Source organism: Candidatus Cloacimonadota bacterium, from assembly GCA_034722995.1.
Lineage (GTDB): Bacteria > Cloacimonadota > Cloacimonadia > JGIOTU-2 > JGIOTU-2 > JAGMCF01.
On sequence record JAYEOL010000064.1, the window covers coordinates 1 to 22,863 of the forward strand.

Here is a 22,863-nt window from a genome sequence, read left to right on the forward strand (position 1 = left end):
TATTGCCCTGAATCACCATTGTGTTTGTCATTATCTCTGTTATCTTGTATTTGAAAACCAAACCTTCTTTGAATGTTTGATTTAGTAAGACTGGACCTTTTTTTATAATTACATTCTTTGCACAACCAAAAATAATAAATAGAGTTGCAAGAAATACTATATGTTTTCTAAACATAAGTCCTCCTGAAGAATTTCTTCATTTTTGAATTCTTGTTAATTGTTTGTAAAGTTTTATTATAAAAATAAATTGAAATAATTGACAATAAAAGGGTTGGTTTTGTTTATACAGATTATTATGAAAATTTTACTTGCTGGCATTACAGGTTTCATCGGTGGACATCTTTGCAGAAGGTTATTAGAAAATCAACATAATAAAATTCTATCCCTAATCAGGCCAAATACTGATATTGCAAGATATAAGGAAATCAAAAATAAAAAGGTTATCTGTAAATTAGGCGGATTGATAGATCTATAGTTTATAAATTCGGTTTCAATGAATGCAAGTTTGATGTTGTTTATCACATTGCAGAAATTTTTGAGGAAGAGACTTTTCAAAAAAAGAGTATTTAATTTTACTATAAGTTTTTGTCAAATATATAGCAAATGAGTAATTAGAATATACTATTAAAAGAATAAATACGTTAAAATAGAAAGGAAATTATGCGACATATAAAGAGTTTTTTTGCAATGATATTTTGGATAATTTTATATATTCCTACGACCTTATTTGTTTTTTTTGTTTTCTTGAAAAGTCTCTTTAGAAAGGAAAAACTAAAATGAATGAAATTACACAAAAGGAAAAGAAAATACTGTTAAATTTTATTGAGAGAAATCTGGACATGTCTTCAAAAGATTTAGATGAAGGGATTGGAACTGTTTATGAAAGAGTGGTGATTGACAAATATTTCAGACATATCCAACAAAAATATAATATAGAAACGGTCTTAGAAACACCAGCAGATGGTGTGACTGGAATTCCCGGTATAAATAGTCTGCAATTTGCACGAAATGGTGCTAAAGTATTTTTAACAAATCCATCCAAAAAGATGCTTATTAATGCACAGAAAGTATGGAAAAAAAATGATTTGGCTCCTTTAGTTGAATTTCATCAATCGGAAGTTGATGAACTACCCTTCAAAGATAATTCTTTTGATTTAGTGTGGAATTATTGTATGTTCGAACGTTTTAATCATCCAGAAGTTTTATTAGAAGAGATGAAAAGAGTTTCACAAAAATATGTTATGGTTATGACGCAAAATTTCCATAATTTCGGAACTTTGGTTCATTGGTTATTTCATAAATATCATAACCTGTATTGGGATCATGGACATACAAAATTAATGACATTTTCTGGAATAAAAGATAATCTAAAAAAAGTTAATCTAAAAATCCTGGAAAAAGGCACCATAGATACACCTCCATGGATGGATACCTGGGATATGCCTTTAAGGGGAGAAATTAAAACTTTCCTAAATCCTATTGGCGTTAAATGGAATTGGAATATTAACAAAGAAACCCAAAAGAAAGAAAAGGAGAATGAAAGAGGTGGATTGATTCCATTTTTAGCAAAAGTAGAAGAATATTTACCGGAATGGTTTAGTGTTATACAAACTCATCATCTTTATATCTTAACCAAAAAATAAAAAAATATTATGAGCAAGGTATATATAAAAAAAACAAACAAACCTTATGACTTAATTCAATTACTTAATAAGATTGATACTGACTTTAAGAAGAAAACAATAGCTTTTATCAAACCAAATGTAGTTGTTGGTGCAAAACCTAAAAAGGCAATAGTTGTTGAGCCTATTCTGGTTAAATATTTGGTTGACTTTCTTAGAGGTAAAGGAATTAAAAAAATAATAATAGGAGAAGCATCTGGATTGACGATAGATTCGAATAAGGCGATGCTTGAAAGTGGTTACGATATTTTTTTTGATCAACCAGACATAAAATCTATAAATATAGATAAAACAGAAAAGATACATAAAGAGTGGGAATACGGAAAAATTAAACTGCCGAAAATTTTATTCGGAGAAAATGTACTTTATATAAATGTTGCAAAGTTGAAAACACATATGCAAAGTACTGTAACTTTGGGATTGAAGAACCAAAAGGGAATCATCAGTGATACCAAAAAGAAATTTTTTCACAAGCAGGGACTTCATAAACCAATTGTTGAGCTTGCCAAAATAATCAAACCAGATTTAACAATTATTGACGGTATTCTGGGATTAGAGGGTGATGGACCTTTATATTCTGGTCATCCAATAAAATCAGAAATATTAATTGCTAGTAAAGACATTTTAAGTTGTGATATCGTTGGAGCAAAGTTTATGGGAATTGACACTGAAAAAGTATCTCATCTAAAATATGGTATTCAAGAAAAAATTGGTGATCCCGATCCACAAATAATTGGTGAAGATTTAGATGAAATTAAAATGAATTTTAAAAGAGCAGACGAAGAAAAATTCACTTTCCTTAAATTTACAAATATGAGAAATCCCTATGCTTGCAGTATGTGTGGACTTTCTTTGACAGAAACTTTTTATAGAATTCCTAAAAAACCAAAATTAGCCATAACTAAAGGTCCAAAATTAGCTTACTATTTTCTTTTTAAAGGGATTACATTTGTATATGGTAAAAATCCTAAATTGCCCCGAAAAACAAATAGAAGAATAATCTGCTTTGGAAATTGCACAAAAGAACTGGCAAAAGAAAAAGGCTGGGAATGGATTCCTGGTTGCCCACCTAAAATTGAAGATGTTTTAAAAATTCTATGATGTTTACTAAATGAAAATGCAAAACAAAAATGTAAAAAATTTATGTTTATTGAGAACTTACCAATTTGGTGGAGATTAAAACAATTCTGGCCGCACCATCGGTATGTAGTTGCTAAAAAGTAATTTAAAAAATTATGAATTCATTTATTAAAAAAAATATAAATTTCATTATAGGAATTCTTATTGGTATAGTTTGCTTGATTCTGTGGTTCATTATAATTGATTTTGATGAGTTTTTAAAATACTTTCATAAATTTGATTTGAAATTTGCCCTTTTGTTCTCATTCTTTTATATATTCGCATATTTTTTACGAAGCTTACGATGGAAGATTATCCTTAACCCTATTTATAAAATGAAAGTTTTTGAAAGTTTCAGAATTTTTATGGCTGGGATGCTGCTTAACTATTTAATTCCGATTCGGGTTGGAGAATTAGCAAAGTCTTTTATCCTAAAGAAAAATAAAGGAATAGGTATTGCAAAAACCCTGCCTTCCATTTTTATTGATAAAATGACTGATCTGTTTCCAATAATGATTATTCTCGTTCTAATACCTCTTATTACTGTTCAATTAAACGGAACGCTATACACGATTATTTTTCTTCTTTTATTTATTTATATAGCGTTCTTAGGTTTTCTCTTCTTTGCTGTAAATCATAAGCATATTGCACTAAAATTTACTGATAAACTTTTATTTATCTTCCCTAAAAAATATAAAAACCGTTTAGAATTTTTCTTTTTTAATTTCGTAGAGGGTATGTCTGTAATGAAAGGACGTATCAAAGATTATGTGATTGTTTATGGGTTAACTGTTCTCGCGGTTCTTTCAGAATCTTTGTATATTTATGCGGTTTTTCATTCATTTGGAGCAAGCAATACTACATATTTGAGAATTATGTTTGGTTATACTTTAATGAATTTGACTTATATATTGCCAACACCACCTGTCCAAATTGGTTCAAATCAATTTCTATGGGTTCTAATTTTTTCGTTTGCTTTAGGAATAGATAAAAATCTGACAGGTGCAGCTGTTGTTTTTTCTCATTTTTTAACATCTGTCTGGATATTTCTTGTTGGAGGAATATCCTTTTCTGTTATTGGAGTAAAAATTAAGGAAGCATTTCGTCAATCTCATCCACAAGAAAAGTAAAATTGTACCAAGGACAAAATTTTTCATAATTATTTATAAACCGAAAATCAGCATTATGCTTTAAGATGGAGTAACTATGAAAAGTTCCTATATAATAATATTATTTTTTCTGCTCATCTATAATTGCCTATTAGCCCAGGAAATTTCATTTTCCGTCCAAGATAATCCCAATGATGACGGCTCTGGAATTGTACTCCAATGGAATTTTGATAACAAAGATATAAGCAGCATTATTATTAAAAGAAGTACTGATAACATTCATTTCAAAAAAATTACCAAACCCTTAATTTCTGATAGGAAACACCTTGATCAGGATGGGATTTCTCCTGGAATTGATTATTATTATCAAATCCATTTTCTGGATAGGAATGGTGAAGAGATAATTCCACCGATTTTAGCTTCTGCATCCTCAAAAGCACAGTGGTTTAATAAAGATAAGATACCGCTACTTGTAATGACACTTTTGCTCACTACCATAATCGTATATTTGATATCTTCAGCAAAAAAAGGAAAGAGGTTGTTTATAAGAAGAATCAGCGGTCTGGATATGATAGAAGAAGCAGTAGGACGAGCCACTGAGCTGGGAAAACCTATCTTGTTCGTGCCCGGAATTATGGACCTTGATAATATCCAAACTCTGGCAGGACTAAATATTCTTGGTCATTTGGCTCAGAAAGTCGCCCAATATGACACTACCATCCATGTCCCGGTTTGTCGCTCAATGGTTTTGTCCACAGCAAAAGAGATAGTGAAAGAATCCTATCTGCGAGCCGGCAGGCCGGACGCATTCAATCCTGATTCTGTATTTTATCTTACGGATGACCAATTCGGGTATGTTGCAGGTGTGGATGGTATAATTGTGCGTGAAAAACCAGCAGCTAATTTTTACCTAGGAGCTTTTTATGCCGAATCTCTAATTTTAGCTGAAACCGGATTTGAAAGTGGTGCTATCCAGATTGCCGGAACTGCTATGCCGTCTCAAATACCTTTCTTTGTTGCTGCCTGCGACTATACTTTGATAGGTGAAGAATTATATGCCGCATCTGCTTATCTTTCCAAGATTCCCGCACAATTGGGCAGCCTTAAGGGCCAGGATTATGGCAAAGTTATCGTCATATTTCTAATCTTTATTGGCATTATTCTGGAAATATTCAATATACATTTTTTTAAAGACTTCATATCAATGAAATAAATTTCCGTATAAAATACATGGAATTTTATAGAAAATAGTATTGCGAGGAAAAATGAGAAGACAATTTCCTTTGATTATAACATTTTTTATAGGCACATTGATCGTCATTTCTGAATTCATACCTCATAAACCTTTTGGGAATTTATCCGATACATTTTACGGATGGTTTTTGATCATATCCGGTTTTGCTATAATTCTTGGTCAGTTGAATCTTTTTAAAGTTAACTTAATAAAAATCTCAAGAAAATCTCCCAATTGGCGCTATTATATTATAGCATTAGTGAGTTTTATCATTATGGTTCTCTTTGGTCTATTATGGGGAACACAAAAACATCCAGGACTTCTAACAAATACACAACCGTTAATTGATTTTTTAGGCAGAAAACCCTTTGACTATCTGTTCAAATATTTCTTTGAAAACCTTTCTGCTACGATGTTCTCTCTCTTGGCATTTTTTGTAGCTTCTGCATCATATCGGGCATTCAGAGCCAGAAGTCCAGAATCTACTTTGTTGCTTACCTCAGCAGTTCTGGTTATGCTCGGAAGAACTACTATCGGTACCTGGATAACAGGTTGGGTGCCGGAATCTCTGACCTATCTCCATCTTCCTAATATTGCGAACTTTATCATGGAATATCTCAATACAGCGGCGCAGCGAGCCATAATGATATGTGCAGGTCTCGGCGTTGTAGGTAGTTCCTTAAGAATCATTCTTGGAATAGAAAGATCCTATCTGGGAGGAAAATAATCATGAAAACATTAAATATTTTAACGAAAATAGACAGACGAATAATTTTCCTGCTGATATTTTTCGGAGTTGCTGTTCCGCTACTTGTTACAATTAATTTTAAACTGGGAGTAACAAAAAATGTCCGTAAAGTATACAATATGGTTGAAGAGACTCAGGAAAATTCTAAAGTGGTAATTTCTTATGATTACGGGCCTTCCACAAAACCGGAAATACAACCGATGGCGATTGCCTTGCTCAATCATGCCTTTCGGAAAAAACTGAGGGTAATTTGTGTCGCTTTGTGGCCCATGGGTGTGCAGATGTGCAATGAAGCACTGGAAACTACTTTGCAACATTTTCCAGATCTAAAATACGGAAAAGATTATGTGAATTTGGGTTATAAAACCGGTGGACAGGTAACCATCAACCATATGGCAAAAAACTTTCGCAGCACTTTTCCCACAGATGAAGGCGGAACACCGATTGACGAACTTCCTATTTTAAATGGAATCAATAATTTTAATAAGATAGCATTTATCATCGGACTTTCTGCAGGTGACCCTGGGATAAAGCAATGGGTTCAGGTGGCTCACGATTCATACGGAAAGCCTGTTGCTGGTGGCTCAACTGCTGTTCAAGTTCCATTCCTTCTGCCTTATGTCAATAAGCAGCAGCAATTGACAGGATTGATAGGCGGTTTAAAGGGAGCGGCTGAGTATGAAAAACTTATCAATCTTCCCGGTTTTGCTACCAAAGGAATGGACGCTCAGTCTATTGCTCATCTGATCATAATACTGTTTATCATTATCGGTAATATCGGTTATTTTGCATCTAAAAAACAGAAGGGAAAAATCAAATCCTAAATATATTTTTGCTGAAAAGGAGTCTTTATGACATATATAATAGAAAGAATTGGCATTTGGATCGGAGCATTTTTAACCTTTGCTATCCTTAGCTTTCTCTATAAGGACAATCCGTTTTATAAAATTGCAGAACAGATTTTCATTGGTATTTCTGCGGGATATTGGTTTATCTACACTATTTATAATATTTTGATTCCCAATCTTTTTACGCCAGTTTTGACGGATCTTTCAGCAAATCGATTACTTTTAATCCCTGCCTTTTTAGGTTTTCTTATGCTTTGCAGACTAATACCCAAAATAGATTGGGTGAGCCGCTATCCTATCTCATTTGTGATGGGAACCACTGCTGGAATGAGCCTGATATTGTTTCTGCGTTCCGATATTATCAAACAAACTTCTGAAACTATGATGAATCCCTTTTCTGCTCCAGATTTAGCCGCAACTATCGGACAACTTATCTTGATAATCGGCACTATTACAGGAATAATATACTTTTTCTTCAGTAAAAAACATGAAGGAGCATTTGGGACAACAGCAAAGGTTGGTATTTATTTTCTTATGATAAGTTTTGGAGCGGCATTTGGATATACTATTATGGCGCGTATTTCTTTATTGATTGGAAGATTAAATTTCTTGCTTGGGAATTGGTTGGGGATAATAAAGCCATAGATATATATTTTCTGAAAACAAATAGATTTTGACAAATATGAATAAAATACTGCATTTCGTCCACAGTTAATTAGAGTTTATCCGGTAAAGTCAGTTTTTCAGACAAAATGGAAACTTGACTTAAGCTCCCCTCTATCAGCAAGCTGATAGTTCAGTTAAGATGAAACCGAGGGAAGTAAAACAAGAGGCTATCTTGTTAATTTTAGCAATAATTCTAATTCCTTATAATTCAAGAAGTTAGAAAGTAGTTTCATAGGAGTTAAAGCCAAAAAATTGATCATACAGTCCGCCAGACCCAATTAATCGGGACTCCGTCTCGGAGCTGGCGGATGTAATCCTGTATTTAGCGAACAAAAAACACCATTATCCCGATTCACCCTTCGCAGTTCATCCTTCGTAGTACTGCGGAGAATGGATGCTACGCCCGTCCTCCGTAGAAGTTCTCTACTTCGGAGGATGGAGAGAACGGGTATATCGGGAGTGTTAGGAATAATTTCATTTGATTAGCTGCTGTCAGGGACCAATCCCTGACAGTCATTGATAAGTTATCAGGAACCATTCTCTATCGTCATGGAATGGTCCGTGATGGCTCTATTAATCTCAATTGTTGTTAATCAGATAGAAGAAATCACCAAGACCTTCAAGGTTCTGTAAACCTTGAAGGTCTTTTATTTTCCCTCCTATTCTTGACAACATAATATCAATCTAACTTTTAAAGTAAAAATCATTTGAGGTGTGGAATGCAAAATATTTTATCAGAAGGTGATGTTCAAACTATAGAAAATCTATCAAAGTCACGAGAAACAATTATTAAAGAAATACATAAAGTTATTATTGGTCAGGATAAAGTTATAGAATATTTCTTAATTGCACTTTTTGCCAATGGGCATTGTCTTCTTGTTGGAGTACCCGGACTTGCAAAAACTCTGCTAATCAGCACAATTGCACAAGCACTGGATTTGAAATTTAGCCGTATTCAATTCACTCCTGATTTAATGCCTTCAGATATAACTGGAACGGACATTCTCACCGAAGATAGAACAACAGGAAAAAGAATTTTCCAATTTGTTAAAGGTCCGGTTTTTGCTAATATCATTCTTGCAGATGAGATAAATCGAACACCACCAAAAACCCAATCTGCTTTATTAGAAGCAATGCAAGAAAGAATGGTCACTGCTGGCAATAATACTTTTCCACTATCCCCACCATTCTTTGTGCTTGCAACCCAGAATCCAATTGAACAGGAAGGCACATATCCTCTGCCAGAAGCACAATTAGACCGATTCATATTTCATATTGATATTGATTATCCAGGTTATGAAGAAGAGAAACTGATTGCAGAATTCACAACAAGCCAGGAATTTCCAAAAATAAATAAAGTAATTGATGGTGTGGAAATTAACAAACTTCAAAAGTTTATCTTCAAAATTCCTGTATCTGAACACATTCTTAAATTTGCAGTAGACCTCGCCAGAATTTCGCGTCCTAACGAAAAATATGCCCCTGATTTTGTGAAAAAATGGGTTAACTGGGGTTCCGGACCGCGTGCTTCTCAATATCTAATTTTAGCATCAAAAACCAGAGCCGCTCTTTATGGCAGATATACACCTACTATTGAAGATATAGAATTCGTTGCAACACCGATTTTGCAACACCGGATCTTACTAAATTTTGCTGCAGAAGCTGAAGGAATTAAATCAAAGGATTTGATTAATAAGTTAATAAACTATGTTAAGAAAAAATAATCTACAAAAAACTATAAGGAGGAACAAAGAATGAAAAAAAAGCAATTAATAATAAGCGACTCAAGTTTCGCAGAATATATTATAAAAGGTTAAATATGATTTTTTTAAGTAATTTTCATTCCTGTGAAACTTCAGTAAGTGGTTTACTAATAGTAGGATTACTAATATTTTTTCTCTCATCTTGCACAAGTAAGAAGCCAAAGAGTGAACTTACTCAAACCGAAGAATTGGTTTCTTTTGTCAATAAAGCAGTTGAATTGATAGAAAATGACGGTGAAGATTGTTTTCCGGAATTCAGAAAGAAAGACAGTAAATGGTTTCACGATGACTTGTATATTTTCTTATGGGGTCTGGACGGAATGAGATATGTATATCCACCAAACCTTCAAGGCGAAGGTAAAAATATGATTGGTTTAAAGGACATTAAGGGAAAACCTATCGGCAGATTAATTGTTGATGCAGCATCAGGCGAAAAGGGTGAAGGTTGGGTTCATTATCAATGGCCCAAACCAGAAGAAAAAGAACCATCTTGGAAAAGCACTTTCGTAAAAAGAGTAACGGCTCCATCTGAAAAAACATATCTTGTCGGAAGTGGTTTGTATAACCTTAAGATTGATAAGAGTTTCATTGTTGAAGAGGTTAATGATGTTATTGTTCTGATTAAAAAAGTTGGCATTTCAGCTCTTGACACAATAAAAGCAAAGGCAGGTAAGTTTATATTCTTAGATACCTATGTATTCATAAAAGATATTAAAGGTAACGAATTGGTAAATCCAGCTTTCCCGGAATTAGAAGGACAGAATTTATATGATTTGCAGGATTCTAAAGGAAAATATTTTATTCATGAGGAGCTTGAAACACTAAAAACTAAAGATGATTGCTGGATGGATTATATGTGGCCCAAACCAGGTGAAACAACACCCTCCAAAAAATTGGTTTATGTAAAAAAAGTAATTGTTGGACAAGATACCTTAATAGTTGGAGCTGGCTATTTTCCTGAATAATAAGGAGCATAAATGAAGAAAATATTAGTAATAGACGACCAAATAGAGAGTCTTATCGCAATAAAGGATGTATTAACTTCGCAAATTTCAGAATGTGAAGTATTTACTGCTCAATCAGGACCAGAAGGGATTGAAAAAGCAAAGAAAGAATTACCTGATACTATTCTGCTTGATATTAAAATGCCTGAGATGGATGGATTTGAAGTTTGTAAACGACTTAAAACCGATGAAATTACAAAAAACATTCCAATTATTATAGAAACGGGAATATATACTGATTCAGAAACTCATATAAAAGCATTAAACCTTGGTGCTGATGCTTTTCTAACAAAACCTTTAGATGCAAGTAAACTTATTGCTCAAGTAAATGTAATGATTAGAATTAAAAAGAGCAATAGAGAACTTCAAAAGCAGAGAAATTATTTTGAGGCATTATTTAATAGTGCTCCTACTGCAATCGTCTCATTAGATATGAATCAGAATATACTAAATATTAATCCTCAATTTGAATCTATTTTTGGATATCCTCTAAATGAAATAAAGGGAAAAAATATTGATAAATATATCGTCCCAAAAGATAAATTGTCAGAAGCTATAAAGATTACAGAAAAAGTTCTTCAGGGAGAAACTTCAAAAACAGAATCAATAAGAAAAAGAAAGGATGGCTCATTAGTTCCTGTTACAATTGGTTTAGCTCCAATCCTTGTTGAAGGTAAGCAGGTTGGATTGTATGGAATCTATAGGGATATTACAGAAAGAAAGCATGCAGAACAAATCCAATCAGTGTTATATAACATCGCTAATGCCGTCCATACTACAAAGGAGATTAACGAATTATTGTCATCAATAAGGAATTATCTAAGCACAATTATTGATACAACTAATTTCTATGTAGCTTTATACGGCAAAAAGACTAATACTATCTCCCTTCCCTATAATGTTGACGAAAAAGATAAATTCACTTCATTCCCAGTTGGTAAAACTTTCACTTCTTATGTTATAAGAACTGGGAAACCTCTTCTTGCTACTGGTGAAGTACAAAATAATTTGGTTAAATCTGGAGAAGTAGAATTAATTGGAACACCCGCAAAGGTATGGCTTGGAGTTCCTTTAAAATTAGAAAGTGAAGTTATTGGTGTTATTGCTGTCCAGAGTTATACAGATGCTTCCTTGTATAATAAAAAGGATGTAGATATTTTGGAGTTTGTATCTAAGCAGATTGCTATTGCTATAGAGCGAAAAAAAGCTGAAAAAGCATTACAGATTGAAAAAGCATACTTTGAGCAACTTTTTGAAAGCTCACCTGAAGCAATCGTTCTCGTAGATAATGATAGTAAATTGCTTAAAGTAAACAAAGGATTTACAAAAATGTTTGGCTACACCCAGAATGAAGTTGCCAGAAAATCGATTGACGACTTAATAGCACCCGGAACTATACATAATGAGGCAGGTCGTTTAACAAAAGATGTTGCAAAAGGAAAGGATATTGCTATTGAATCTATTAGAAGATGTAAAAATGGAAATCTAATCAATGTCTCTATACTTGGAACTCCTATTAATATTGAAGGTGGTCAAATCGCAGTATATGGAATTTATCGTGACATTACTGAACGCAAGCAAGCTGAAGAAGAAAGAGAAAGGCTTATTACAGAACTAACAGAAGCAAAGGGAACTATTGAAGAAAAAAACGAAAATATAATGAGTAGCATTAGATACGCCAAAAGAATCCAAAAAGCAATCTTACCTATAGAAAAAAGAATGTCTGCTGTATTAAAAGATTATTTTATCATTTTTAAGCCTCGAGATATTGTATCAGGTGATTTCTATTGGTTCAGTAAATTTGATGATAAAATCTTTATTGCAGCGGTTGATTGCACAGGTCATGGTGTACCCGGAGCTTTTATGTCTATGATAGGTAATTCACTTTTAAATAAGATTGTTAATGAAAACAAAATATTTAATCCAGCTAAAATTCTTGAGCAATTACATAAGGGAGTTCGTTTATCATTAAAGCAAGAAATGGGTGAAACAGATACCTCTGATGGAATGGATGTATGTCTTTGTATGATTGAAAAAAGTAGAAATAAAATAACATTTGCCGGTGCGAAACGTCCTTTGTATTATATCAAAGATTCTGAACTTATTGAATTTAAAGGTGATAGAAAACCTATTGGTGGAAGACAAAAGGAAGAGAAAAGAATATTTAAAAATAAAGAATTTACTGTATTAACAAGAAGTATGCTCTACCTTACAACAGATGGATTCGCAGACCAGTCCGATCCTAATGGTAATAAATTTGGTTCAAAACGGTTGAAAAAATTATTACTAAATATTCATAAATATAATTTAGATAAGCAAGAAAAGGCATTAACAGAGGATTTGGATAGTTTCCAGAATGGTGAGCCACAAAGAGATGATATCTTATTAATGGGAATTAGGTTATAAAATCTTTACAGGATTATTAAACCTTGTCAATTTGTGTATTAATTTTGATTATATAAAAGAAAGGATTTATTAATGATTAAGTTAAATCTGTTTGAATATTACAAACAAATGAGCAAGAATAAAATCGTTTTTGCATATAAAGGAACTATTTCTCAAGATGTTTTGGTAGAATTAGCAGAATTAGTTAAGGATAAATTATTTTCCAGCTCAGAACAACGAAACACGATAAAAAAGGTTTTTGCAATTTTTATAGAACTTGCTCAAAACATTTTGCACCATTCTGCAGAAAAAGTATCTATAAAAAGAGCTGATAAAAAAATCGGAACTGGAATAATCGTCGTAAGTGAAACAAGTGACTATTATACAATTACATCTGGAAATTTAGCAGAAAGAGAAAATTTATTAGATGTTATAAAAAGATGTGATTTTATTAACTCCCTTAATGCAGTAAAATTAAAAGAATATTATAAAGAGCAAAGAAGCCTCCCCTTTAAAAAGGGAGCTTCTGGACCAGGTTTAGGATTAATTGATATAGCAAGAAAATCAAAAAATCCACTTGAATATGATTTTAATCCTGTTGATAATTCATATTCATTTTTGATATTATCAGCACAAGTTGGAAAGGTTAGCTAAATGAAAAATCTATATCTCCCAAAAACGAAATATACACTTGAGGTCAATTTTGATGTAAAAAAGAGAATATTTGAAATGACTGGAGCCTCTTATCCTGAAAATGCAATGGAATTCTTTCAACCTATTTTTGACTATATCCAATCATATATTACTAAAATTCGTAAACCAATAAATCTCAATCTGAAAATAAATTACTTAAATACAAGCTCCACAAAATGTCTTATTGATATTCTGGAAATGTTAGACCAACATAACAATGACTTTGGTAATGTTACGATAAATTGGTATTATGATAAAGATGATGAAGATATACAAGAAATGGGCGAAGACCTGTTAGAAGATTTTGATTTACCAATCAATTTAATATCATATTAGAATTCTATGATTGAAAACAATAAAAAGAATCACTATCAAATTTTTGAAAAAGAACTGAGCGTTCTTGAAGAAGCTAAAAAAATTTTATCACTATCTGTAACTAAAGATGAGATTATAGAAAGATATTCTTTAATAATTAACAAATATGAAAAATTACTTAAATTGATTGTAAAAGTTACAAGAATTAGCGATAGAACTGAAAATAAACTAATTAAAGCAAATGAAAAAATAGAAAAGCAGAATAGAGAATTAGAAAAAGCAATATCTGAAATAAAAACTCTACGAGGTATTCATCCTATTTGCTCTTACTGTAAAAAAATCCGCGATAGCGATGGAAGATGGGTACAAATTGAACGCTATATTCATAAACATTCTGAAGCTGAATTTAGCCATGCTATCTGCCCGGAATGTATGAAAAAAGTGTATCCCAAACAATATAAGAAACTAAAAGAAGAGGGAAGAATCTAAGAATAATAAATTTTGATGTAACTGGCAAAAAATCATTGGCTTGCTTAATTACACTGGAAAATTCATTAATGTCTTCCCTCACGAATTATTTATTCATATTAAATTTCAAAAAAACTTGATTTTTTTACCAAGCCTTTTCAAAATATTACATATAAAATTTAGGAGACAACAATGAGTGTAAGAAGCGAAGTATTTAAATGGCTTGAAAACCATCCAGACCAGGCAATCAAAAAAGGATTTGACTCCAACACTGAATTAAATAAAGCTTTTCCTGACCAAAATATCAAACTACTCTCTAAATACAAAATTCAGTATAATGAAGAAAAAAAGCGAGAAATACCAATTAAGACAAAAAAACAAAAACCACCTATAGAACCAAAACCTAAACCTGAAATTAAAATTACTCCACAAAAAGAATCTATCAAAATAAACATTAACTTTACTGACTTTCTGAAAAAAGTAATAAAAAAGAATAAAAAAACTATTTTATTATGTGCTGTTGGAATTTTGTTATTGCTACCGCTTTTTCTAAAATTCAAATCTATTAGAAACTCGCACAAGAAATAGAATCAATAGTTGCCTGATAACATTAGACCGTTGCAAAAATTTTCAGTTTGCCCATAGATAGATCTGTGGGCTTCTATCTAGCGTGCAAACGGTAAGATAAATAGAATAGAAACCCATAACTTTAGTTATGGGTTTTAACCAACAAATACAAAAATTAACCGTTTTAACGGTTTCTTTAAGTGGACTCATATCTTTTATAAGAGAAAAATGTCTAACATCAGAATCATCATAATATAAAACCAAAAAGATTGTCTGGAATAAATTAGAAAAATACTAAAACCATGAAAAACTTACTAAAAACACATAACTTATTTTCCCGCTTTCCAAAATCTATATCTAAAGAAATCTTTGAAACTCTACTTAAAACTGAATCATTTAAATTAGAAAGGATAATTTCAACAGGTCAATCAACTACTGCTAAGAAATGGCTAAATCAGGATACAAATGAATGGGTAATTTTACTAAAAGGAGGTGCTGGATTGTTGTTCAAAGAAAAAAATAAAATTCTTACGATGAAACCTGGAGATTATATTCATATTCCTGCTCATAAATTGCATAGAGTTGAATGGACAGATAAAAACGAACCCACGATTTGGTTAGCTCTCCATTATCAATAATCATATAAAGTTGTTCATAAAAATATAAGGTAAACTGCCAGGTCCTCTCTAAAAAGAGGGGATTTAGGCGTGCCCCGTAAGGAAGGATGATCCCAGTTGGATAAGAAGAAAATCCAACGGGGTAAACCGTATCGGTGGTATGTTAATATGAGATATTTCTATTTTTACACAGCCTTTTCAGTTGTGGGAAAAATAATCTAATAAACATATTTTAACCATTTTATCGGTCTCAGCGTCCAGAGGGAATGGTTTTTATAGTAAACTCAATTATAATTAAAAACATTGCAAAATAAATAATTTCTTAAATAAATTGACAATATATTTATATTTTTAAAATAAATCTCAATAAAGAATGGAGGAAAAAATGAGTATTAATGTCCTTATTATTATCATAATTCTGGCTCTGATTATTCTGACCAAAGCTATTAGAATTGTCAGAGAATATGAACGAGGTGTAGTTTTCCGTCTCGGAAGGCTATTGAGAGCTAAAGGTCCAGGTTTGTTTCTGCTGATACCTTTCATAGACAAGATGGTGAAGGTTGAGCTTAGAACCGTTACAATGGATGTGCCACCACAAGACATTATAACAAAAGATAATGTGCCTGTTAAGGTTAATGCTGTTGTGTATTTTCGTATTCTCAACCCAGAAGATGCGGTTGTAAAAATTGAAAACTACTATCAGGCTACCTCACAGATTGCACAGACCACTCTTAGAAACATTCTGGGAAAATCCGAACTTGATGACCTACTTTCCCGCAGAGAAAAAATCAGCCAGGAATTACAAAAAGTAATTGATGAGCAAACTGACCCCTGGGGTATTAAAGTTAGTGTTGTTGAAGTAAAAGATGTAGAACTTCCATCCACAATGCAAAGGGCAATGGCAAAACAGGCAGAAGCAGAAAGAGAGAGAAGAGCAAAGGTTATTCATGCAGAAGGAGAATTCCAGGCTTCTGCAAAACTTGCACAAGCAGCTGATGTTCTCAGTAAAAATGCTGCATCTATACAGTTAAGATTCTTACAAACCCTTACTGAAATTTCATCAGAAAAGAATTCAACAATTATTTTTCCAATCCCAATTGACTTGTTGAAATCATTTATGGAAAAAGGCAAACTCCCAGTTGATTTAATGAGGTCAGTTATGGAAAAAACTGGCAAAAACAAAAAGGAATAAACTGACCAATATCTAGAAAGGTAAGTTAAAATCACTTAGAATCAAGAGGGTGGTCTATAGGTATTGCTATAACTAAAATACCGCATAATCAAACCAATAGGAGAAATTATGGAAAAAGAGATAGGTAAAGTTATCCATTTCTGGGGTCATATCTCGGTTGCAGGAATTGACCTCACAAAAGGTGAACTTAAAATCGGGGATACAATCCATATTAAAGGACATACCACTGATTTCACTCAGAGAGTAGATTCAATTCATATTGAAGAGAATGCTATTGAAAAAGCAAAAATTGGCGATTCCATTGGAGTTAAAGTTAAAGAGCATGTCCACCAGCATGATACGGTCTATCTTGTAATAGAGGAATAAGAAAGAGAAAACGACTTTCATTTACCCGACTATAGCAAGAATAAACGCAACAAAAGTGTGTCTATGCACCTGTTTTAGGTAGCATAGATGCAATATTGCGTTTATATAATTGTTAGCTTTCATGCTTAGGTAGATAAGACAAAGGTTGTGCGGGAATTATGGATATTAAAAACCGTCCAAATCATAGGATATATATTCAAGTGCTTCGTGAAATGTCTCCTGAAAAAAGGTTGCTTAAGGCATTTGAGTTGTCTGAATTTGCCAATCAACTTTTTACTTATGGATTACATAAGAGGTTTCCAAAACTTTCAGGTGAAGAGTTCAAAAAAATACTTTTGGAGCGTCTCGATAAATGTCACAACAGGAATTATTAAAGAAGGTTATTCAAGCCCTCAATCAAGCTGGAATCCAATATATGATAACAGGTTCTGTCGTTTCAAGCTTGCAAGGTTCACCCATGACATAGATATGGTCGTTGCTATTCAAAGCCTGAATGCTAATGAATTAGTTGAAGCTTTTCCGCCATCTGATTTTTACTTAGATAAAGACAGCATTCGTGATGCGATTAACAGACGAAGTATGTTCAATCTAATTGACTTAAAGGATGGAGATAAAGTTGACTTTTGGATATTGACCGACGAACCCTTTGACCAGTCACGTTTTCCACGTAGGTATAGGGAGGAATTTATGGGGCTAAAAATGCAAGTTTCGAGTCCAGAGGATACAATCTTAGCCAAATTGAGATGGGCAAAGCTTTCCGGTGGAAGTGAAAAACAATTTACCGATGCCCTACGAGTTTATGAAGTACAATATGGGAGATTAGACATAGATTATCTGGAACATTGGGTAAAGAAATTAGATGTTGAATCATTATGGAAACGGCTAACTGATAAGGCGAAAACAGGATAATTAACGCACCGCAGATAACAGCATGTTTGCCCGTCTGTTGCGGACAGGCAGTTCGCTTCGCTAATGTGTATCTTGTGATAGAGGAATAAGGAAGATTAAAGAGTCTTTTATTTAATGGTTTAATGAAAACCCAGAAACTTGAATTAAGTTCCAATTCATCGGGACTTGATTTAAGTTTTGTGGAAATAACTCACAAATTCGAAACTTAACTAAGTTCTTACTACTTAAGTCAAGTTTCAAAATCATTTGTTTATATCCTGTATGTTGGAGTATATATAAATCTTAGTAAAAATAACATAAAAAAATAATTCAAAACAAAAATTACAATATAATAATGTCAGAACTATTAACTATTAAACAGGCAAGCAAATGGGCAAGTGAATATTTGGGGGAAGAATGGAATTAATTGATAAAGATGAGATTTTATTTTATATTTCAAAGGAAACAATACAATATGAGGCATTAGAAAAGATTGGAAGATATTTAACTGACGATGAATTAGAAATCGCAAAAGAAGGCTTAGAATGGGGATTGATGACAGATATTGATTCAGTATATAATACAATTCTTTTTGAAATGATACAAAAAGAGTAAATATATGGAAAAAGATAAAATAATCTATTCAATTAATATTGAAGATGTCCAAACAGTTGCAAAACAAGAATTAAATAGAAGACTATCAGATGAAGAACTAAAAATGGTTGAAACGAGATTAGGTGACTACATAGATTGGTATGAAGCAATAAATACAACCATTAATGAAATAACTAAAAAAATATAATTCTTCAATAAAAATTTCACCAAAGAAATAAATAAAAAGTTGATTATAGCTATAAACTATTAACTCTCCTCACTTAAAAAAATTGACACAAACACTTTAAATACAATTTCTATCTACGCATAAATATTAAATAGATTAATCTGTGTTTACCCCGTGTAATCCCCGATTTAATCGGGGAGAAGCGTTTTATATTACACGGGGTGAATCAGTGGCTAAAATCAAAATAGAAATATGGCAAAAGAAAAATATTTAGTTACCAGTGCTCTTCCATACGCTAATGGTGATTTGCATATTGGACATCTTGCAGGTGCATATCTACCTGCAGATATATTTGTAAGGTTTCAAAAATTGCTTGGAAATGATGTAATTTATATCTGTGGGACAGACGAACACGGTACACCAATTTCAATAAAAGCAGACCAGAAAAAAGTTCCTCCAAGAAAAATCGTAGCCAAATACCATAGAAGAATCAAATCGGTTTTTGAAGGACTTAATTTTTGTTTTGATAATTTTTCAGGAACTGCTCGTCCAGTGCACTACGAAATCTCACAGAAATTCTTTACCAATCTATTAAAAAATGGTTATATAACCACACATACAAACAAACAGCTTTATTGTCCTCATTGTAAACGCTTTTTGCCGGACAGATATGTTGAAGGTGAATGTCCATTTTGTCATTCTAAAGAAGCTCGGGGAGACCAATGTGATGCTTGTGGAAAACTTATTGACGCCATTCAACTAATAAATCCTGTTTGCATAACATGTGGCGATACACCAATTATTAAAGAAACAACAAACTGGTTTCTGAATCTGCCGAAATTTTCAGATAAACTTAAAAAATGGATTGAATCAAAAACTGAGTGGAAAGATAATGTTAAAAAGTTCATCCTTGGCTGGTTAAAATCTGGCTTAAAAGAAAGAGCAATTACCCGAGACCTTGATTGGGGTGTTCCAGTTCCTCTTGAAAATGCAAAAGGGAAGGTAATTTATGTCTGGTTTGAGGCTCCAATCGGATACATTTCATCAACTATTGAATGGGCAGAAAGAATTGGTCAACCAGAAAAATGGAAAGATTACTGGTTTGATAAAGAAAGAAAACTAATTCATTTTATCGGTAAAGACAACATTCCATTTCATACAATAATTTGGCCCGCTGTTCTGATGGGTCAAGACGAAGATTATATCTTACCTTATGATGTTCCAGCAAATGAATATCTTAATCTGGAAGGAAGGAAAATCTCCACAAGCAAAAACTGGGCTGTGTGGATTAATGAATATTTAGAAGATTTCCCTGCTGACCCGTTACGGTATTATCTCGCTGCCAATGCTCCTGAAAACAAGGACTGTGATTTTGTATGGAAAGAATTTCAAGAAAAATATAATACAGATTTAGCGAACATCCTTGGTAATTTTGCTAATCGTGTATTTAAATTTTCAAAAAGATATTTTGATGGAAAAATTTGTATTCCAAAAACATTTTCAAATTTATCAAATGAAACTTGGATAAATGCTCGTGCTATTGCTACAATTGAAGCAAAAGGTTATTATCAAAGTTATAAAGTACGAAAAGCTATAAAACGGATTATAGATATTGCTCGGGAGGGCAATAGATATTTCGATATAACAAAACCCTGGATTGAGATCAAACAGGATAAGAAAAAAGCTGAAGAAACTATTTTTATTTGTCTCGAACTTTTACGAATGATCTCAATAGTTCTCTCACCTATAATACCAGAAAGTATGAAAAAGCTTAGAAAAATGATGAATCTTCCTGATAAAATGTTATGGAAAAATATTAAGTATGAATTTAAAGAAGAAATTGTTTTAGGAAAAATTGAAACACTCTTTGAAAAAATTTCTGATGATACAATAGAAAAACAGATAAAAAAATTGAAAGGAATCTATATGCATGAAGAAAAAAGCAAAAAAATAATTGATTTTGAAACATTTCAGGAACTTGATTTAAGAATTGCAGAAATAATATCTGCAGAGAAAGTCAAAAATACAGATAAACTTCTGAAGTTGAAAATCGCAGTTGGAGATAATATCAAGCAGATTATAGCAGGAATTGTAAAACATTACGCAGTTGAAGATTTAATTGGCAAAAAAATTCTAATAATGAACAATCTCAAGCCAATCATTATCAAAGGCGAGAAATCTGAAGCAATGCTTTTGGCGGCAATTGATGGTGATAATTTGTCCCTTCTGATTCCGGAAAAAGATATTTCAAAAGGCAGCAAAGTGTTGTGATGAAAAAATTATCTCTTAACTTCCTTATCTCCATTATTATCTTAATTTTTCCAATCTTTTCATTATATAGCGCATCAAAAAGTATAACTAATTTTCATATAGGTTTGCTTATATTTGGTTTCAAATTTTTGGTTAATTTCATCAACCGCAGTTTTGTAACCCAAATATAAATTGCAATCAGGCTTGAATTCCCAGCGGAAATTAGAAAAGAAACCCAAATACATTGTTAGATCGTCAGACTTATAATTATTAAAACGCAACCCATTATTAAATGAGATATTATTATAAATATCCAAACCAATATCTCCATTCGCTATCCAATATTCATCGTCAATTCCTGAATCCTCTGGTATGTCATACCACTTATAATTAGCTGCATAAACACTATAGGAAAAGTATTTGGTTAAATTTCCCCAAACTGAAAACTTACTATAAAATTTATCATAAGTGTTAAAGAGATTGTAATTTAATTCTTTCCCTTTGCTAATGGTAATACTAAAACCAAACCAATTCAATTTATTCCAAGAAACACCACTGTAAACTTTGTGCCAATCAAAAATTTTGTTTAAATAATTTATCTGACCCATACAATATTTTGTCCATAAATTAATTTTATGTTGAGTATAACACCATACATTTATACCTATATTTTGGTCAAATAATTCTCCTGAACCATTGAACATAGCCTTTTGCCCCCATATACTACCTCCAAAATATTTAATTACTTTGCTATTAGGTTCTGTATATTGGTCGATATCTAAAAACATATTGTGATAATTTTTTTCATATATCTGTCCCATATCAACAAAATAATTTTTGCTTATTTTACCGCCCCCAACTGACCAAGAAAAATCTCCTTTCTTGCCATCATAATAACCATAAACAGAGTAACCTTTTTTAATTTCTGTTTCATCTTTTATAGAAGTGTCTATCTCAAATTTTATCAATTGATTATTAGTAAATTCCCAAACAGGTTCAAGGTGAAATACTTCATTATGATAATTTTTATTCATTCTGTTTAATAAAGTCATTTGAACAGAGAAATTGTTCCATTTTGGTTTGAACGCAAGCATATTATAAATATCATCGTAATTAGTTATTATTCCATCCTCTATTATCTTTTTATCCAGAGCAGATAGAAACCCATAAGAAAATCTTTCAGAATTTCCGGTCAATTTTATCCCACATCGCGGTTGCATAATATGACGGGAATAAAATAATTCACTATCTACACCGAAAACATCCAAATCCTCTATAAAGAAAAACCTGTTTTCATGATAAGTTGGAGCATATATTAAATTATAAATATCAGCCTCAGAATCAATTGGAACATCAGAAAAATCAGGGTTAATACTTAACTTTAATTTTGTGGAAAAACTGGGGTTAAAAGAAAAATCCAATCCAACATTGTAAGGATCAAAAGATACTGTTTTCTCAATCATATCATACTTTTTGATAAGATATGGACTAAGACGGTAGTTTTTGGCTTTATTGATTTTTTCATTGATAGTAATATCATAAGCTTTACGAAAGTAATCTTTACCCATATTAGTCGGCATATAAGGAATAGAATAAAATTCGTCATCTTTATAAAAATACCGAGTAAAAATTATATTCCATTTATATGGTGGGTTGCCAAAAAAACGTAGGTCTTTGAACGGGATTATCATTAAAGATTGCCAGATATCCTCAGAAATTTCGTTTTTGTATGTATAATTACTATTCCAACCTAAGTCCATCTTCAAATCAGGATTGCGAATGCCATCATATTTATTACCAAAAGGAAAGGAACAAAACATATAGGCATAATAATTTTTTACATCTGTAATAATTTGTATTCTTAAAAAGTCATTATTAGACCATTCATCTTTTCCGACAAACTTTCCTCTGGCAAATTGTTCATCTATTTTTGCTTCCCAAAGCACATACAAATTATCCCCATCATGCCATAACCAAATATCTGTTTTAAGTGGGCAGGCAAGCGAATCCTTAGGATAAATTCGCACAAAATCTGAGAGATGATTGCTGTTGGTTTTGAGCTCTTCTTCAGAGAAAGGAATTTCTAAACCAAAGCAGTTTAATGATAAAAAAATAATGATAGCGACTAATATGTATCCTCTTATTTTAACTCCAATCTGATATAACTT

General features: G+C 32.1%; 23 protein-coding genes. 22 read left to right on the plus strand and 1 reads right to left on the minus strand.

Annotated elements, in window-relative coordinates:
- Positions 1 to 295: 295 nt before the first annotated feature.
- From U9R23_07320 to metG, 22 genes are all read left to right on the plus strand, one after another.
- Positions 296 to 475 carry an NAD-dependent epimerase/dehydratase family protein gene (locus U9R23_07320; GenBank protein MEA3476231.1) on the plus strand — a complete coding sequence of 60 codons (180 nt, stop codon included), beginning with the start codon at positions 296 to 298 and terminating at the stop codon, positions 473 to 475.
- A 301-nt stretch (positions 476 to 776) separates the two neighbouring features.
- Positions 777 to 1,643: a class I SAM-dependent methyltransferase gene (locus U9R23_07325; protein ID MEA3476232.1), complete on the plus strand. Its 867-nt coding sequence runs from the start codon at positions 777 to 779 to the stop codon at positions 1,641 to 1,643.
- A 9-nt stretch (positions 1,644 to 1,652) separates the two neighbouring features.
- Positions 1,653 to 2,783 (plus strand): DUF362 domain-containing protein, encoded by a 1,131-nt coding sequence (locus U9R23_07330; GenBank protein MEA3476233.1) that lies wholly within the window; start codon positions 1,653 to 1,655, stop codon positions 2,781 to 2,783.
- Positions 2,784 to 2,917: 134 nt separating this feature from the next.
- A complete protein-coding gene (locus U9R23_07335) occupies positions 2,918 to 3,931 on the plus strand; it encodes a lysylphosphatidylglycerol synthase transmembrane domain-containing protein (protein MEA3476234.1) in 1,014 nt (337 codons plus the stop codon).
- A 76-nt stretch (positions 3,932 to 4,007) separates the two neighbouring features.
- Complete coding sequence (locus tag U9R23_07340) at positions 4,008 to 5,123, plus strand: DUF6754 domain-containing protein (GenBank protein ID MEA3476235.1); 1,116 nt, start codon at positions 4,008 to 4,010, stop codon at positions 5,121 to 5,123.
- Between the two features lie 52 nt (positions 5,124 to 5,175).
- Entirely contained in the window at positions 5,176 to 5,871 is a 696-nt protein-coding gene (locus tag U9R23_07345; GenBank protein ID MEA3476236.1) for a hypothetical protein, read from the plus strand.
- Between the two features lie 2 nt (positions 5,872 to 5,873).
- Complete coding sequence (locus tag U9R23_07350) at positions 5,874 to 6,716, plus strand: hypothetical protein (GenBank protein MEA3476237.1); 843 nt, start codon at positions 5,874 to 5,876, stop codon at positions 6,714 to 6,716.
- Positions 6,717 to 6,743: 27 nt separating this feature from the next.
- Entirely contained in the window at positions 6,744 to 7,385 is a 642-nt protein-coding gene (locus U9R23_07355) for a hypothetical protein (protein ID MEA3476238.1), read from the plus strand.
- Between the two features lie 740 nt (positions 7,386 to 8,125).
- On the plus strand, positions 8,126 to 9,130 hold the full coding sequence (locus U9R23_07360) for a MoxR family ATPase (protein ID MEA3476239.1): 1,005 nt from the start codon (positions 8,126 to 8,128) through the stop codon (positions 9,128 to 9,130).
- 95 nt (positions 9,131 to 9,225) lie between these two features.
- Entirely contained in the window at positions 9,226 to 10,134 is a 909-nt protein-coding gene (locus U9R23_07365; protein MEA3476240.1) for a cache domain-containing protein, read from the plus strand.
- Between the two features lie 12 nt (positions 10,135 to 10,146).
- Entirely contained in the window at positions 10,147 to 12,579 is a 2,433-nt protein-coding gene (locus U9R23_07370) for a PAS domain S-box protein (protein ID MEA3476241.1), read from the plus strand.
- A 72-nt stretch (positions 12,580 to 12,651) separates the two neighbouring features.
- A complete protein-coding gene (locus U9R23_07375; protein MEA3476242.1) occupies positions 12,652 to 13,212 on the plus strand; it encodes a SiaB family protein kinase in 561 nt (186 codons plus the stop codon).
- Positions 13,213 to 13,587 (plus strand): DUF1987 domain-containing protein, encoded by a 375-nt coding sequence (locus tag U9R23_07380; protein ID MEA3476243.1) that lies wholly within the window; start codon positions 13,213 to 13,215, stop codon positions 13,585 to 13,587. It abuts the gene before it with no gap.
- Between the two features lie 6 nt (positions 13,588 to 13,593).
- A complete protein-coding gene (locus tag U9R23_07385) occupies positions 13,594 to 14,055 on the plus strand; it encodes a hypothetical protein (protein ID MEA3476244.1) in 462 nt (153 codons plus the stop codon).
- Positions 14,056 to 14,226: 171 nt separating this feature from the next.
- Positions 14,227 to 14,622, plus strand: a complete 396-nt coding sequence (locus U9R23_07390; protein ID MEA3476245.1) for a hypothetical protein — start codon at positions 14,227 to 14,229, stop codon at positions 14,620 to 14,622.
- A 281-nt stretch (positions 14,623 to 14,903) separates the two neighbouring features.
- Complete coding sequence (locus U9R23_07395) at positions 14,904 to 15,239, plus strand: cupin domain-containing protein (protein MEA3476246.1); 336 nt, start codon at positions 14,904 to 14,906, stop codon at positions 15,237 to 15,239.
- Between the two features lie 352 nt (positions 15,240 to 15,591).
- Complete coding sequence (locus U9R23_07400; protein MEA3476247.1) at positions 15,592 to 16,410, plus strand: slipin family protein; 819 nt, start codon at positions 15,592 to 15,594, stop codon at positions 16,408 to 16,410.
- 108 nt (positions 16,411 to 16,518) lie between these two features.
- Entirely contained in the window at positions 16,519 to 16,776 is a 258-nt protein-coding gene (locus U9R23_07405) for a hypothetical protein (GenBank protein ID MEA3476248.1), read from the plus strand.
- A gap of 279 nt (positions 16,777 to 17,055) precedes the next feature.
- Positions 17,056 to 17,685 (plus strand): hypothetical protein, encoded by a 630-nt coding sequence (locus U9R23_07410; protein ID MEA3476249.1) that lies wholly within the window; start codon positions 17,056 to 17,058, stop codon positions 17,683 to 17,685.
- 396 nt (positions 17,686 to 18,081) lie between these two features.
- A complete protein-coding gene (locus tag U9R23_07415; GenBank protein ID MEA3476250.1) occupies positions 18,082 to 18,279 on the plus strand; it encodes a hypothetical protein in 198 nt (65 codons plus the stop codon).
- A gap of 4 nt (positions 18,280 to 18,283) precedes the next feature.
- Positions 18,284 to 18,466, plus strand: a complete 183-nt coding sequence (locus U9R23_07420; protein MEA3476251.1) for a hypothetical protein — start codon at positions 18,284 to 18,286, stop codon at positions 18,464 to 18,466.
- 231 nt (positions 18,467 to 18,697) lie between these two features.
- A complete protein-coding gene (gene metG, locus U9R23_07425; GenBank protein ID MEA3476252.1) occupies positions 18,698 to 20,716 on the plus strand; it encodes a methionine--tRNA ligase in 2,019 nt (672 codons plus the stop codon).
- 74 nt (positions 20,717 to 20,790) lie between these two features.
- On the opposite strand, the gene U9R23_07430 is transcribed toward metG, so the two are convergent.
- Positions 20,791 to 22,722: a hypothetical protein gene (locus U9R23_07430; protein ID MEA3476253.1), complete on the minus strand. Its 1,932-nt coding sequence runs from the start codon at positions 22,720 to 22,722 to the stop codon at positions 20,791 to 20,793.
- Positions 22,723 to 22,863: the final 141 nt, after the last annotated feature.

Bases quoted from the DNA above. Each gene is read 5' to 3' on its own strand.
- U9R23_07320 (MEA3476231.1), top strand. From the start codon at position 296: ATGAAAATTTTACTTGCTGGCATTACAGGTTTCATCGGTGGACATCTT.
- U9R23_07325 (MEA3476232.1), top strand. From the start codon at position 777: ATGAATGAAATTACACAAAAGGAAAAGAAAATACTGTTAAATTTTATT.
- U9R23_07330 (MEA3476233.1), top strand. From the start codon at position 1,653: ATGAGCAAGGTATATATAAAAAAAACAAACAAACCTTATGACTTAATT.
- U9R23_07335 (MEA3476234.1), top strand. From the start codon at position 2,918: ATGAATTCATTTATTAAAAAAAATATAAATTTCATTATAGGAATTCTT.
- U9R23_07340 (MEA3476235.1), top strand. From the start codon at position 4,008: ATGAAAAGTTCCTATATAATAATATTATTTTTTCTGCTCATCTATAAT.
- U9R23_07345 (MEA3476236.1), top strand. From the start codon at position 5,176: ATGAGAAGACAATTTCCTTTGATTATAACATTTTTTATAGGCACATTG.
- U9R23_07350 (MEA3476237.1), top strand. From the start codon at position 5,874: ATGAAAACATTAAATATTTTAACGAAAATAGACAGACGAATAATTTTC.
- U9R23_07355 (MEA3476238.1), top strand. From the start codon at position 6,744: ATGACATATATAATAGAAAGAATTGGCATTTGGATCGGAGCATTTTTA.
- U9R23_07360 (MEA3476239.1), top strand. From the start codon at position 8,126: ATGCAAAATATTTTATCAGAAGGTGATGTTCAAACTATAGAAAATCTA.
- U9R23_07365 (MEA3476240.1), top strand. From the start codon at position 9,226: ATGATTTTTTTAAGTAATTTTCATTCCTGTGAAACTTCAGTAAGTGGT.
- U9R23_07370 (MEA3476241.1), top strand. From the start codon at position 10,147: ATGAAGAAAATATTAGTAATAGACGACCAAATAGAGAGTCTTATCGCA.
- U9R23_07375 (MEA3476242.1), top strand. From the start codon at position 12,652: ATGATTAAGTTAAATCTGTTTGAATATTACAAACAAATGAGCAAGAAT.
- U9R23_07380 (MEA3476243.1), top strand. From the start codon at position 13,213: ATGAAAAATCTATATCTCCCAAAAACGAAATATACACTTGAGGTCAAT.
- U9R23_07385 (MEA3476244.1), top strand. From the start codon at position 13,594: ATGATTGAAAACAATAAAAAGAATCACTATCAAATTTTTGAAAAAGAA.
- U9R23_07390 (MEA3476245.1), top strand. From the start codon at position 14,227: ATGAGTGTAAGAAGCGAAGTATTTAAATGGCTTGAAAACCATCCAGAC.
- U9R23_07395 (MEA3476246.1), top strand. From the start codon at position 14,904: ATGAAAAACTTACTAAAAACACATAACTTATTTTCCCGCTTTCCAAAA.
- U9R23_07400 (MEA3476247.1), top strand. From the start codon at position 15,592: ATGGAGGAAAAAATGAGTATTAATGTCCTTATTATTATCATAATTCTG.
- U9R23_07405 (MEA3476248.1), top strand. From the start codon at position 16,519: ATGGAAAAAGAGATAGGTAAAGTTATCCATTTCTGGGGTCATATCTCG.
- U9R23_07410 (MEA3476249.1), top strand. From the start codon at position 17,056: ATGGATTACATAAGAGGTTTCCAAAACTTTCAGGTGAAGAGTTCAAAA.
- U9R23_07415 (MEA3476250.1), top strand. From the start codon at position 18,082: ATGGAATTAATTGATAAAGATGAGATTTTATTTTATATTTCAAAGGAA.
- U9R23_07420 (MEA3476251.1), top strand. From the start codon at position 18,284: ATGGAAAAAGATAAAATAATCTATTCAATTAATATTGAAGATGTCCAA.
- metG (MEA3476252.1), top strand. From the start codon at position 18,698: ATGGCAAAAGAAAAATATTTAGTTACCAGTGCTCTTCCATACGCTAAT.